Here is a 14,062-nt window from a genome sequence, read left to right as displayed (position 1 = left end):
CCAACCCGCCGATATCGATGCGTCCTTCCGCCTGGAGTACGTGATGTCGGCCGTCCCCCGCCGCCTGTCGTTGTTCGTCGCCCGCCTGGGCGACCGGTTCCGCTTCCGTCTGGCCCCGCCGTCCCGGTTGGCCGGGCTCGGTCGTCTCAGCGTGGCACAGAAACTCAGGGCCAGCCTGCTGATCTGCGGCCTGGGCCTGTTCGCGGTGGCCGTCGTGTACGGCTGGACGCGGCATGATACCGAGCGGGCGGCCGAGACCTTCGCCGCCCACCAGCAGGAGGCCGCGCTGGCGGCCACGCTGGCAACCGAGGTCGCCGAGGCGAGACGCCTGCAGACACGGTATGCCAGCACCTTCGATGATGTCGATCGCGACGCCCTGCAGGCGGCGCACCAGCGCTTGCAGGCCACGCTGGCCCAGCTGCAGCACGATCCGCACGATGCCGGCAGTGCCGGGGCGCTGCGTGAGTTGGCGACGCGGGCAGCCGACTTTGCCGAGGGCATCACCGCATTGAACGCCCGCGTGGACGAGATGGGACGCGGCGATGCCGGCCTGCGCGCGCAGCTGGAGGCAGCGGCTGCCACGCTGGAGGCGAGCGTCGAGGCCAGCGCGCGCCCGGTGCTGATGGCCCAGCTGCAGAAGATGCGCCGCGAGGAGAGCCTGCTGCTGCTCACCGGCGATTCGGCGCACACCGATCGCGCCAGCGAACAGAAGCTGCCCTTCGATCTCGCACTGGGCCAGGCGCGCCTTGGGCCGGAGATGCAGGAGGCATTGCGGACGCAGATGGACGACTACCAGGGCGCGCTGTTGGCCTACACCGCTGCCCGCATCGGGCTGGACGTGGAAGCGCAGTCACTGGCCGAGACCGCGGCCCAGATCGGCCCCGGGCTGCAGGCGCTGCAACAGGCGCAGACGCTGGCCTTGGCGGCGGCACGCGAGCGACAGGCCGCGCGGGCCAGCACCATGGGGATCGTATTCGCGCTCACGCTGCTGCTGGTCGCGGTGGTGCTCATCGCCACGCTGCTGCTGGTGCTGCGCGCGGTGCGCCACCCGATCACCGATACGTTGCGCTTTGCCGAGGACATCGCCGAGGATCGGCTCGACACCGTCCTGCCCCTGCATAATCCGCACGATGAAATCGGCCAGCTGGCCGCGCGCCTGCGCCACATGCAGCACCGCCTGCGTGAGCGGATCGACGCCGAGCGCGCGGTCGCGCGCGACAACACCCGTGCCCGCCAGGCGCTGGACTGCGCACAGACCGGGGTGATGGTGCTCGACGGTGAGGGGCAGATCGGTTTCCTCAACCAGGCGCTGCTGGCCGAACTGCAGCTCACGCACGCCGACTGGAGCGGCCAACCGGCTGCCGCCCTGCATCCGGCCTTCGCCACCCTGGTGCCGACGCTGCAGGCCGGCCAGCGCGCCAGCCGCGAGATCGAGCACGCGGGCATCCGCTACCAGCTGGTGATCACCCCGATCGTGGACCACGGCCAGCTGCTGGGCGCAGCGGTGGAGTGGCGCAGCCGCGCGCTGGAAACCACGGTGGAAAACGAAGTCGCCGCACTGGTGGATGCCGCCGCACGGGGGGAACTGCACGGGCGCATCACGGTGGGCGACAAGCAGGGCTTCGTCAAAACCCTGGCCCTGAGCATCAACCACCTGCTCGATACCTTCCAGCGCAATCTGTCCGGGCTGCAGGGGCTGCTCTCGGCGCTGTCGGAGGGCGATCTGCGCGTCCGCATGCACGGTGACTTCCACGGCGTGTTCGCCCGCCTGCGCGACGATGCCAACGCCACGGTGATGCAGCTGACCGACATCGTCGCGCGCATCCAGCAGGCGTCGCTGGCGATCAACCATGCCGCCGGGGAGATCGTCGCCGGCAACCACGACCTCTCCGATCGCACCGAGCGCCAGGCGGCGCACCTGGAAGAGACGGCCTCGTCGATGGAGGCGCTCTCGGCCACCGTCCGGCAGAACGCGGATTCAGCGCAGCAGGCCAACCAACTGGCGATACGCGCGGCCGAAGTTGCGGCCCGCGGCGGCGAATCGGTGGCGCAGGTGGTCACCACCATGGCCGATATCGCCCTGTCCTCGCGGCGGATCGGGGAGATCACCGGGGTGATCGACGGGATCGCGTTCCAGACCAACATCCTGGCCCTGAACGCCGCCGTGGAAGCGGCGCGGGCCGGCGAGCAGGGGCGCAGCTTCGCGGTGGTGGCCAGCGAAGTGCGCCTGTTGGCACAACGCAGTGCCGACGCCGCGCGCCAGATCAAGCAGCTGATCGAAGCCTCGGTGGAGAAGGTCGATGCCGGCACGCGCCAGGTCGATGACGCGGGTGCGACCATGGGTGAGATCGTCGGCAGCGTGCAGCGGGTGACATGGATCATGGCCAGCATTTCAGCCGCGTCGCAGCAGCAGACGGCGGGCATCGAGCAGGTGAGCCAGACGTTGCTGCAGATGGATGGCAGCACGCAGCAGAATGCGGCGCTGGTGGAGGAGGCTTCGGCCTCGGCGCGCGCCCTGGACCGCCAGGCCTCGCTGCTGGGCGAAGCGGTGGATGCCTTCGTCGTGACGCCACCGCCGCCGGCGCGTGTGCGGGCGACGGCCTGAGGCTGCGTCAAGGCCGCGCTCACCGTTCTTCACCGGCGGTGAGCCGGCGCTGTGGTTCGCTATTGTCCACCTATGAAGAAATCCACGCGCCGGCCGTCGCCTCCCACTGCCCCGGATGCCTTCGTGCGCGTCCGGGGTGCACGCGAACACAACCTGAAGAATGTGGATGTCGAGATCCCGCGCGATGCGCTGGTGGTGTTCTCCGGCATCTCCGGCTCGGGGAAATCCTCGCTCGCGTTTGGCACGCTCTACGCCGAGGCGCAGCGGCGCTACCTGGAATCGCTGTCGCCCTACGCACGTCGCCTGATCGACCAGGTCGGCGTGCCGGATGTGGATGCGATCGAAGGGCTGCCACCGGCGGTGGCCCTGCAGCAGCAGCGCGGCACCGCCAGCGTGCGTTCCAGCGTCGGCAGCGTGACCACGCTGTCGAGTCTGCTGCGGATGCTGTACTCGCGCGCCGGTACCTATCCGGCCAGGCAACCCATGCTGTACGCCGAAGACTTCTCGCCTAACACGCCGCAGGGCGCCTGCCCGAACTGCCACGGCCTGGGCTACGTGTATGAAGTGACCGAGCAGTCCATGGTGCCCGATCCGTCGCTGAGCATCCGCGAGCGCGCCATCGCCGCGTGGCCACCGGCGTGGCACGGGCAGAACCAGCGCGACATTCTGGTCACGCTGGGCTACGACGTGGACATTCCCTGGCGCGAGCTGCCCAAGAAACAGCGCGACTGGATCCTGTTCACTGGGGAACAACCGGTGGTGCCGGTCTACGCCGGCTTTACCCCGGCCGAAACCCGCGCCGCGCTGCGGCGCAAGGAGGAACCCAGTTACATGGGCACCTTCAGCGGTGCGCGCCGCTATGTGCTGCACACCTTTGCGACCACGCAGAGCGCGATGATGAAAAAGCGCGTGGCCCGCTACATGATCGGCGCCCAGTGCCCGCTCTGTGATGGCCGCCGGCTGAAGCGCGAAGCGCTGTCGGTGACATTCGCCGGCATGGACATCGGCACGCTGTCGCAGCTGCCGCTCAGTGCGATGGCGCAGGCGCTGCGTCCTGCGGCCGAAGGCCACTTCGATGCGCCGGCCGCTACGGCTACACGCAGCCGCAGCGCAGGTCGGCAGGCCACCGCCAAGCGCGTGGCCGCCGGTGGCAATGCGCATGCCGGCGGCAGTGACGTGCGCCGCACGCCGGATCTGTCCGAAGAGAAACGCATCGCGGCACAGCGCATCGCGCACGATCTGGTCGAGCGGATCGGCACGCTGCAGTCGCTGGGCCTGGGGTATCTGTCGATGGACCGCGCGACCCCGACGCTGTCGCCGGGCGAGCTGCAGCGCCTGCGCCTGGCGACGCAGATCCGATCCAGCCTGTTCGGGGTGGTGTACGTGCTGGATGAACCCACCGCCGGCCTGCATCCGGCCGATGGCGAGGCCCTGTACGACGCGCTGGCCCAGCTCAAGGCCGGCGGCAATACCTTGTTCGTGGTCGAGCATGATCTGGAGATGCTGCGCCGCGCGGACTGGCTGGTGGATGTCGGCCCCGGCGCAGGGCAGCATGGCGGCCAGGTGCTCTACAGCGGGCCGCCGGACGGCCTGCGCACGGTCAAAGCCTCGGTCACTGCGCCGTATCTGTTCCAGGACGCCACCGGCACGCGCCGCACGCCGCGCGCGCCGTCCGGTTGGCTGGGCCTGCAGGGCGTCCACCGCAACAATCTGCATGGCGTGGAGGCGCGCTTTCCGCTTGGTGCGTTCACCGCAGTCACCGGCGTCTCCGGCTCGGGCAAGTCCAGTCTGGTCAGCCAGGCACTGGTGGAGCTGGTGGGCGAACACCTGGGGCAGGAGCCGGTGATCGAGGAAACCGACAGCGAGTTGCTGCAGCCCAGCCGCATGGAACGCACGCGGGGCCGCTTGAACGGGGCCAAGGCGATCAAACGCCTGGTCAATGTGGATCAGAAGCCGATCGGGCGCACGCCGCGCTCGAATCTGGCGACCTATACCGGCCTGTTCGATCATGTTCGCCGGCTGTTCGCCGGTACACGCTCGGCCAAGGCGCGGCGCTACAGCGTCGGCCGCTTCTCCTTCAACGTCGCCGCCGGCCGCTGCGAGACCTGCGAAGGCGAGGGCTTCGTCCACGTCGAACTGCTGTTCATGCCCAGCGTCTACGCGCCGTGCCCCACCTGTCATGGCCAGCGCTACAACGCCAAGACGCTGGAGGTGCAGTGGAACGGGCGCAACATCGCGCAGGTGCTGGCGATGACGGTGGAGGAGGCGTTGGCCTTCTTCGCCGAGGAGCCACCGGTGCAGCGGCCGCTGCAGCTGCTGCGGGATATCGGCCTGGGCTATCTGCGCCTGGGCCAGCCCGCCACCGAGCTGTCCGGCGGCGAAGCGCAGCGGATCAAGCTGGCCACCGAGCTGCAGCGCAGCCAGCACGGCAGCAACCTGTACGTGCTGGACGAGCCGACCACCGGCCTGCATCCGGCCGACGTGGACAAGCTGATGGCGCAGCTGCACGGTCTGGTGGATGCCGGCAACACGGTGGTGGTCGTCGAGCACGACCTGCGCGTGGTGGCCGATGCGGACTGGGTGATCGATGTGGGGCCGGGGGCTGGCGAAGAGGGCGGGCGGATCGTGGCCGAGGGCACGCCGGCACAGGTCAGCCGGGCCACGCAGGGGGCGACGGCGCGCTATCTGCGCCGCTGGTTCCCCTGAGCGGCCGGGCGTTGCTCAGTACACATCGCGACGGTAGCGTCCGTCGTTGAGCAGGGCATCGACCGGATCGTTGCCCAGTACCTCGCGCAGCACCGCATCGACGCCTTCGGCCATGCCGTGCAGCGAGCCGCACACATAGATGCTGCCACCCAGATCCACCCATGCGCGCAGTGCCTCCGGTGCGGCGCGCAGCCGATCCTGCACATAGCCGCCACCCTCGGCATCGCGCGAGAACGCCAGGTCCACGCGGCTCAGGTGGCCCTTCGCCTGCCAGGCCTCGATCTCCTCGCGATAGAGGAAATCGTGCGCGCGGGTGCGCTCGCCGAACACCAGCCAGTGCCCGCGGTCACCCTGTGCGTCCGCTTCGCGCAGCAGGCTGCGCAGGCCGGCGATACCGGTGCCGTTGCCGATCAGCAGCATCGGGGCATGCTCGGGATGGCGATGGAAGCCGGTGTTGCGACGTACCCGGGCCGCGATGCTCTCCGCCTCGGTGGCATGCACGCACAGCCAGCCAGAGCCCAGCCCATGGCGGCCGTCGGGCAGCGCGGTCAGGCGGATCACCAGCTGCACGGCCCCATCGGCCGGTACCGAGGCGATCGAGTACTCGCGATGGGGCAGCGCCGGCAGCCGCGCCAGCCAGCGCGCGGCATCGGCTGCGGTGGCAGGATCACGTGGCTCCACAGCCTCCGGCAGCACGCGCGCGGCAGCCGCTTCGAGCAGCGTCGTGATCCGTCCATCGACCGTCACCGGTGCCTGCGGATCCAGGCCGTTGCGGGCCAGTGCCGCCAGCACGTGTGCACGCGCGTGGCGGGGCGCCATCTCCAGGATGTCACCGGCCTGCCAGTGCGCGTGGGCCGGCGGGTGCAGTGCCACCTGCCAGATCGCCCCGGCGGCGCTGCCCGGATTGAGCACGGTGCGCGCACCGAGTGCCCACGGCTGCAGCGCCACCGGCGCCGGCAGCGGGGTGTGGTCCTCAGCGCCGGTCAGCAGGGCCAGCTGCTGCTGCCACTGCGCCAGTGGCACCGCATCGGTGCGATCCACCTCGATGCTGGCGAACAGCCGCTGCGCGCCCTGCGCCGCCAGCCAGCCGTCCACCTGGCGCGAGAAACCACAGAAGCGGGCGTACTCGCGATCGCCGAGCCCAAGCACGGCATACCTCATTCCCTGCAGCGCAGCGGCGTGCGCCAGCACCCGACGCTCGAAGGCACGCGCGGCGTCCGGTGCTTCGCCATCGCCGAAGGTGCTGATGACGAACAACGCGGTCTCCGTGTCTGCCAGCACTGTGGCATCCACCTGCGCCAGCGGGCGGACGTGCACCGGCAGGCCGGCCGCCTGCAGCTGTGCAGCCGTGCGCCAGGCCAGCTGTTCGGCAAAGCCACTCTGGCTGGCGAATGCCACCAGCCACGGCTGCCCGGTGCCGATGGCCGTCGCCAGCGGCAGGCGCGAGGCGCGTACGTCGCGTTTCTTGCGGCGGCGGTCCAGGTACAGCATCCAGCCGGTGATGAAGAACACCAGCATGCCCAGGCTGGAGAGCATCACGATGATCCGCCCCGGCAGCCCGAAGAAGCTGCCCGAGTGCAGCGCGAACACACTGACGATGATCTTGCCGCCAACGTTCTTGCTGCGGTAAGGCTCGTAGGAGAGCAGGGCACCTGTGGACGGATCGAGCTGGAGGATGTCCTGCGCGCGGTCGTGCGCGGTGTTGCTTCCCTGCACGCGGCTGGTGAGCGCACGGCCTGGCTTGGCCGGGAAACGAAGATCGATGTACCCGCGCCGCACGCCTTCCAAGGCGTACAGCGTGGTCTGCACCTTGTGCAGGTCCAGTGGGCCGCCACGGGTGCGCGGCGCGGTCTGCTCGGCGGTTGGGCCGCCCAGCAATGCGGTTGCGCCCTTGCGGTACCAGTCGAACGACCACCACAGCCCGGTCAGCGCGATCATCAGGTAGACCAGCAGCACCCAGGTGCCGACCACCGAGTGCAGGCTCCACAGGAAACTGCGCCCGCTGCGCGCCCACTCCACCGCCAGCCAGGTGCGCCAGTGCCACCAGCGCCGCGGCCAGCGCAGGTACAGGCCGGACAGGCAGAAGAACACCAGCGCGATCGCGCAGCTGCCGGTGATCAGGCTGCCGCGCTCACCGCTGACCAGGTGGCGATGCAGATCCTCGACGAAGGCGAAGAAGTCCAGCCCCTTCAGCCCGGTGAGCACGGTGCCGGTGTACGGATCGAAATAGCGCCAATTCGCCTGGCCGCCTTCGAAACGCGCCACCGACAGGCGCTGCCCGGTGGCGTCCACGCGCAGCCGCTGCAGCGGCTGTGGCATGCCTTGTTGCAGCCGTGGCAGCAGCTCTGTCAGGGCCAGTGGCTGCTCGCCCGCCGCGTGCCGCTGCACCACCTGCGCCAGGGCCGGGTTGGCCGCGCGCATGATCTCGTCTTCAAAGGCCAGCGTGGCCCCGCTCAGGCCCATCACCGCCAACACGGTGCCAGCGGTAATGCCCAGCAGCCAGTGCAGCTGGAAAATGATGGTCTTCAACATGGGGGCGGTCCGGCGGCAAGGCGAAGCGCGCCCGGCGGTGGATGAGAATGGATCTCGTCATTGTTGGGCGCAGGCCGGAGGCGGTCAATAGCCCAGGTCGGGCCCGTAGGGCCCCCGATCAAACAGCCACTTCGCCAGCGCGTCAGGGCGTTGCCCAGGCCTCGATTTCGCCGGCCGCAAACGGCCCCAGCTTCTGTTTCACGATGCGCCCCTGCGCGTCGATCAGCACGGAGTACGGCAGCAGCCCCTGCGCATTGCCCAGCCGCACGCTGGCATCGGCCGGCCCGGGGGTATCGAGCACGATCGGATAGGTGACCGGGACGCGGGTCAGGAAATCGCGCACGCCCTCGGGCGTATCCAGCGCCAGCCCGAGCACCTGCACGCCGGTAGCGCCCTGGGCATCGGCAAAGGCGGTCAGCGCGGGCATTTCCTCCACGCAGGGGCCGCACCAGCTGGCCCAGACATTGATCAGCAGCGGACGCCCGTGGAAGCTGGCCAGGTCCTGCGGTTTCCCTTGGAGGTCCGGCAGGGTGATCGCCGGCATCGGATCCCCCGGTTGGGCCGCGACCACCGCCGGCCGTGGCGGTGGCGGGGCAGTGGCCGGGCGCTCGTCATGCCCGGCGAACCAGACGCCGGCGCCGATGCCCAGCACGGCCGCGATCACGACCACCACGACCGTCCGCCGTGGTGGCCGCAGGCTCATCGCGCGGTCCGCAGCAGCGCTTCTTCCACCAGCGCCTGGGTCAGCACGGTCGGCAGCACGGTGGGCGGGGCGCCCGGGCCGTAGACCACGTACAGCGGCACGCCGACGGCCTTGTGCTCATCCAGGAAGGCGGTGATCTGCGGGTCGACATTGGTGTAGTCGCCGCGCATGTAGACCGCGTTGGTCCGCCGCAACGTATCGCGGAAGGCGTCGGTGCCCAGCACCGCGCGCTCGTTGGCCTTGCAGGTCACGCACCAGTCGGCGGTCATGTTGACGAACACCACGCGGTTGTCCTGGCGCAGGCGGTCCAGCATCTGCGGCGAGTACTCCACCACGTTGTCGCTGGCCGACTGTGCGGCCTTGGCCGGCGGATCCAGGCGGGTCACGCCCCAGATCGGATACAGCGCGCCGAGCACCAACAGCAGGGCCAGCAGGCCGCCCACGCGCTGGCTGCGCCAGCGGCTGCGTTCGAACCACCACAGGGCCAGCGACAGGATCACCAGGCCGCCCAGCACCAGCGCCATGGCGTCCACGCCGCGCTGCTTGCCCAGCACCCACAGCAGCCAGATCGCGGTGCCGTACATCGGGAAGGCCAGCACCAGCTTGAGGGTTTCCATCCACGCACCGGGGCGCGGCAGGCGGCGCGCCAGCGAGGGCACGAAGCCGATCAGCAGGAATGGCAGCGCCAGGCCCAGGCCGAGCGCCAGGAACACCAGCATCGCCTGCAGGCCGGGTGCCGCGAAGGCGTAGGCCAGGGCCGGCCCCATGAACGGAGCCACGCACGGGCTGGCCACCACGCAGGCGAGCACGCCGGTGAAGAAATCGCCGACCGGACCGCTGCGCGAGGCCAGCGACTGGCCCATGCCACCCAGGCTGCCGCCGAGGGTGAACACGCCCGACAGGCTCAGGCCCACGGCGAACATCAGGTACACCAGCGCGGCGATGAACCACGGGTGCTGCAACTGGAAGCCCCATCCCGCGGCCTGGCCGGCCGCCCGCAGCGCGATCACCAGGGCGCCGATGGCAGCGAAGGCCACCAGCACGCCGGCGGTGTACCAGAGCGCATGGCTGCGCGCGCGCTGGCGGCTCTCGCCACTCTGCGCCACGCCCAGCACCTTCAGCGACAGGATCGGCAGCACGCACGGCATCAGGTTGAGGATCAGGCCACCGGCCACGGCGAACAGCAGCAGCACCAGCAGGTTGCCGGGCGCGGCGGCCGGTGCCACCGGCGGCGGGGTGCGCTGCGCGTTGTCGGCACTGGCATCGGGCGGGGTGGCGGTATCGCCGGGCACGGCCAGCGCCGGTTCGTTCGGGCGGATCAGCATCGGCTGGCTGCCGGCGTCGCTGCGGGCCTGGTCGCGCTTGTCGCGATTGGGCAGGGGGGCGATGACCTCGGTCTTCTGCGCGACCTCATCGGCCTTGGCGTTGATCGTGCCTGCCGGCAGCGCCAGCTTCACCCGGCGCGTCATCGGCGGGTAGCAGATGCCATCGGTCTGGCAGCCCTGGAAGGTGATCACCAGGGTGGCGTCGGTCGCACCGGCGGTGCTGCGGCGCAGGGGCAGCGGTACATCGATCTGGTCGAAATACACCGCGACATCGCCGAAGTGTTCATCGCGGTGCGATTTGGCAGCCGGCCACTTGGGCTTGTCCGCGCGGATGCCCGGGGCGCCTTCCAGCGCCAGCGAGGTGCGGTCGCGATACAGGTAGTAGCCCGGCGCCGGGGTGAAACGCAGCAGCACGGTATTGCCATCGCCGACGATCGCATCGAAGCCGAACGCGCGCTCGGAGGGCAGCGGCAGCGCCTGGGTGGTGCTGGTGCCGGGCAGGCGCAGGCCGTTGCCGGTGTTGCCGGCCAGCGGGTTGTTGAACGGGGAGGCGGCAGCGCTGGCGGTGGCCGGGGCGGTGCTGGCCGCGCCGCTGCCACCGCCCGGCAGTTTCACCTGCAGCGTGCGCTTCTGCGGCGGGTAGCACACGCCAGCATCGGCGCAGCCCTGGTAGCGCACTTCCAGCGTGACGGTGTCGGCGCCGTCGGCGGCCTTGCCGGGCAGGACACCGGTCAGGCGCTCGCGGTAGGTTTCCACCTCGCCGAAGAAGTCATCGTGGTGCTTCTTGCCGGCCGGCAGCTGCAGCGCCTCGGCATCGAAGCCGGTCTCGGCCTTGACCGTGGTGCGGTGGCGGTACAGGTAATAACCCGGGGCGATCTTCCAGCTGATCTCCACGCGATCGCGGTCACGCGCCTGCGCAGTAAGCCCGAAGGCCTCATCGACCGGGAGCAGGTCTTTTTCACTGACGGCCCAGGCCGGCAGGGAGACCACGAGCAACGCGCACAGCGCGGCAACACGACGAAACAGCGTCATCAATCACTTTCCTCACGGGTCTGCGCCCGAATCCAATCCAGGTACGCCGGCAGGCCGGCGCGGGTTTCGACCGCGATGCACTCGGGGAGTTCATACGGATGCAGGGCCTGCACGCGCGCGATCGCGGCATCCAGGCGGCTGCCGGTGGTCTTGATCACCAGTTGGACCTCATGGTCCTCGGTGACCTCGCCCTGCCAACGGTAGGTCGAGTGCGCCCCGTCCAGGCGCGTCACGCACGCGGCCAGGCGTTCGTCCACCAGCGCATGTGCCAGCCGCGTGGCGCAGGCCACGTCGGGGCAGGTGGTGAACAGCACGAAGACGGGATCGGCAATCGACATGACCGCCGAGTATAGGACCGCTGGAGGCCAATGGTCCGACCGGCGCCGCGAGGGGGCGCCGGTCGGACGGGCTCAGTTGGCCAGCTGGCAGGTGGCCGGCCTGGCCGAGGTGAACAGGGCCGGGGTGGCCCATTCGGGGTGGTCGATGAACGGATTGCGGTTGCCCTGGAAACTGAAGATCACCTCATTGCGAGCGCGTTCTGCCGCATCCGGCGGGTCAGCAAGGTGCCAGTCGATCAGGGTCGAGAGCAGGCCCATGTAAGCAGGCGAGGCCGACGTTTTGACGATCTTGCTGCGGTCGTCGGTCAGCTCCAGGTCCGGCTCGGACTGGCCGGTTTTCGCATCTTTACCGCCTTCATAACGGATCGCCATGTACATCACCGCACGCGCCATATCGCCCTTGCGGTGGCCCCACACTTCGAACGAGCCGCCATTGCCATCGGGCGTGCGCACCCAGTTGGAGGTGCCCGGGTAGCCGCCGCTGCCGCCGCCGGACCCGTTGTTGGATTCGGTTGCACGCTCACCGCAGTTGCTGTCGCATTTGGCATAGGGCTTGTTGCCGCGGTCCGCATTCCACTGCGCATTGGTCAGGTACAGCATGTGGGTGTCGGTATACGGCGCGTAGGGCAGGCCCTTGTCGCCGGTGGTGCTGGCAAAGCCCAGCGAGTTGGGCCAGGTGTGCTCGCGGTTGTAGGTCAGCCCACTGCCGGTGCCGGCCCGCCCGCTGACCTTGGTATAGCTGCGGTTGCGGTAGGCATCGAGGATGTTGCCGCTGTTGTTGGGATCTTCGTCGGCGATCTCCAGGATGGTCCAGGTGCTGGTGCCCGAGCCGCTGTACGGATACGCGGTGTGCCCCTTGATGGTCTCGTGCAGCGAGCAGCGCAGCTGGCTGGGGCTGGAGGTGTTCACCTTCGCGTAGTACTCGCCGGGGTTGCCCGGATTGCCCGGGTCGGGCGTGGTGGCGGTGGCCACGGTGAACGCGATGCGGGTATCGGCGGCCGGGCGCGCGCCCTGGGCATCCTTCACGCGGGTGGCGCGGATATCGAAGCGGCAGGCTTCCCCCGCCACCAGCGCGGTGTTGGTGGCCAGCGTGAAGCGGGTACCGGTGGTCGCATGGCTCAGCGCGACCGTGCCGGACTGGCCGCAGCTCAGCGCGAACGCGCCGCTGGAGAGGGTGACCGGCTCACTGAAGATGACGCTCAGGTCGGCCGCGGCCGGGAACGTGCTGGCGCCCTGTTCGGGGGTGGTCGCCGTGACCGAGGGCGCGGTATTCGGGCCGGTCGGACCGCCGCCGCTGAAGGTCTGGCCGTGGTTGCAGGCGCCGAAGGTCTGCCCGGCCGTTTCGGCCCAGGTGAAATGCGCGTACTGGCTGCCGGTGCCGGTCAGCTGCAGAGAGGTGCCCGGGGCAGTGCTGTTGGTCTCGCTGACCGGGAGGTTCTGGCTGGTCAGGCCCGCAGCGGGTCCCCCGGCCGCGGTGATGGTGCCCTCGTAGCTGAGGAACTGGACCACCTTGCCGCTGGCATCGACCAGGGCGATGCCATCGTTGGGACCGTTCTGGAGGCCGTTGGTCGGGTAGCTGACCGTGGCCAGCCGCGCGCTGCCGCAGCTGGCGGTGCCGGCCGGGACCGCGTTGTCGGCGTAGACCGCGGCGGCCGAGGGGTTGCTGCCGTTGTAGAGGTAGAGCCGGTAGCCGGACAGGTCCTCACCGGCGGTGGCGACCACCTCGATCGCCTCGCCGACATCCCCGGCCGGGGTGCTGTCGTCGTAATGCAGTTCATTGATGAATACATCGGCCCGGGCCGGGCTGGTGGCCAGTACCAGCAGGCAGGCCAGGGACAGCGGCGTCAGCAACCTCATCTACGGCTCCTTGTGATTGGTCAGTGCCGCTCGAATCTACGCAATCCAGATGACACATCCGCCGCCCTGTCGGATTCGACCTTTCGCACTGAGAACTGCGTCAAACATTCACGTCCGACCACCGGCCGGCAAAAAAATCCGATCGGCTGCCCTTGAAAGGGCAGGGGCCAGCACCATCTCTGCTCTGTCCCGCACCGTCGGGTTTTTTCGTGAGCGTGGCTGGCAGTCGCCCTGTGCGAGTGCTAACATCGCCAGACTTTCCTAGACCAATCAACAACTTAAAAGGGTCTCACATGAGCATCAAGCCGCTTCATGACCGCGTCGTAGTCAAGCCGATCGAAGCCGACGAAATCTCGTCCGGCGGCATCGTGATTCCGGATTCCGCCAAGGAAAAGTCGACCAAGGGTGAAGTCGTGGCCGTCGGCCCGGGCAAGCCCCTGGACAACGGCAGCGTGCGCGCGCCGTCGCTGAAGGTCGGTGACAAGGTCATCTACGGCCAGTACGCCGGCAGCAGCTACAAGTCCGAAGGCGTCGAGTTCAAGGTTCTGCGCGAAGACGACATCCTCGCCATCGTCGGCTGAGTGATGCGGCCGGCCCCGTGCCGGCGCTTCCGCACTTCCTCCCGTTCAAGCAGCCGGGCATGGCCCGGCTCTACATAAAAAGGTAATCGCAATGGCTGCCAAAGATATTCGTTTCGGTGAAGACGCCCGCGCCCGCATGGTTCGCGGCGTCAACGTTCTCGCCAATGCCGTCAAGGCCACCCTGGGCCCGAAGGGCCGCAACGTCGTGCTCGAGAAGAGCTTCGGCGCGCCGACCATCACCAAGGACGGCGTCTCCGTCGCCAAGGAAATCGAACTGGCTGACAAGTTCGAAAACATGGGCGCGCAGATGGTGAAGGAAGTCGCGTCGCGCACCAACGATGACGCCGGCGACGGCACCACCACCGCCACCGTGCTGGCCCAGG

9 protein-coding genes are annotated in these 14,062 nt (G+C 69.2%); 4 read left to right on the top strand and 5 right to left on the bottom strand.

Annotation, left to right across the window (positions count from 1 at the left end):
• Positions 1-43 precede the first annotated feature (43 nt).
• Both OC373_RS15895 and OC373_RS15890 read left to right on the top strand, forming a co-directional pair.
• Positions 44-2,605, top strand: a complete 2,562-nt coding sequence (locus tag OC373_RS15895; RefSeq protein ID WP_261998057.1) for a methyl-accepting chemotaxis protein — start codon at positions 44-46, stop codon at positions 2,603-2,605.
• A 123-nt stretch (positions 2,606-2,728) separates the two neighbouring features.
• Complete coding sequence (locus OC373_RS15890) at positions 2,729-5,311, top strand: excinuclease ABC subunit UvrA (protein WP_261998056.1); 2,583 nt, start codon at positions 2,729-2,731, stop codon at positions 5,309-5,311.
• 15 nt (positions 5,312-5,326) lie between these two features.
• Here the strand turns inward: OC373_RS15890 and OC373_RS15885 are convergent, their stop codons facing one another.
• The 5 genes from OC373_RS15885 to OC373_RS15865 all read right to left on the bottom strand — a co-directional run bounded on the left by OC373_RS15885 (position 5,327) and on the right by OC373_RS15865 (position 13,098).
• Entirely contained in the window at positions 5,327-7,843 is a 2,517-nt protein-coding gene (locus OC373_RS15885; protein WP_261998055.1) for a sulfite reductase flavoprotein subunit alpha, read from the bottom strand.
• 142 nt (positions 7,844-7,985) lie between these two features.
• Positions 7,986-8,546, bottom strand: a complete 561-nt coding sequence (locus OC373_RS15880; RefSeq protein ID WP_261998054.1) for a TlpA disulfide reductase family protein — start codon at positions 8,544-8,546, stop codon at positions 7,986-7,988.
• Positions 8,543-10,903, bottom strand: a complete 2,361-nt coding sequence (locus OC373_RS15875; protein ID WP_261998053.1) for a protein-disulfide reductase DsbD domain-containing protein — start codon at positions 10,901-10,903, stop codon at positions 8,543-8,545. Before OC373_RS15875 ends, OC373_RS15880 begins: the two co-directional genes overlap by 4 nt.
• The gene (gene cutA / locus OC373_RS15870) at positions 10,903-11,241 is read right to left on the bottom strand and encodes a divalent-cation tolerance protein CutA (protein WP_070426062.1); all 339 of its coding nucleotides are present in this window, start codon (positions 11,239-11,241) and stop codon (positions 10,903-10,905) included. The genes OC373_RS15875 and cutA overlap by 1 nt, the downstream gene beginning before the upstream one ends.
• Positions 11,242-11,313: 72 nt before the next feature.
• Positions 11,314-13,098, bottom strand: coding sequence for an endonuclease (locus tag OC373_RS15865; protein WP_261998052.1), 1,785 nt, complete (start codon positions 13,096-13,098; stop codon positions 11,314-11,316).
• Between the two features lie 293 nt (positions 13,099-13,391).
• Between OC373_RS15865 and OC373_RS15860 the strand changes: the two genes are divergently transcribed.
• Positions 13,392-13,679, top strand: coding sequence for a co-chaperone GroES (locus tag OC373_RS15860; protein ID WP_019183551.1), 288 nt, complete (start codon positions 13,392-13,394; stop codon positions 13,677-13,679).
• Positions 13,680-13,770: 91 nt separating this feature from the next.
• On the top strand, positions 13,771-14,062 hold a 292-nt coding region (locus OC373_RS15855), incomplete at its 3' end, for a TCP-1/cpn60 chaperonin family protein (protein WP_315985471.1).

The sequence above is a fragment of the Stenotrophomonas sp. Ste96 genome, assembly GCF_024519495.1.
In the GTDB taxonomy this organism is placed as follows: domain Bacteria; phylum Pseudomonadota; class Gammaproteobacteria; order Xanthomonadales; family Xanthomonadaceae; genus Stenotrophomonas; species Stenotrophomonas bentonitica_A.
This window is presented reverse-complemented; position numbering and strand designations above follow the sequence as displayed.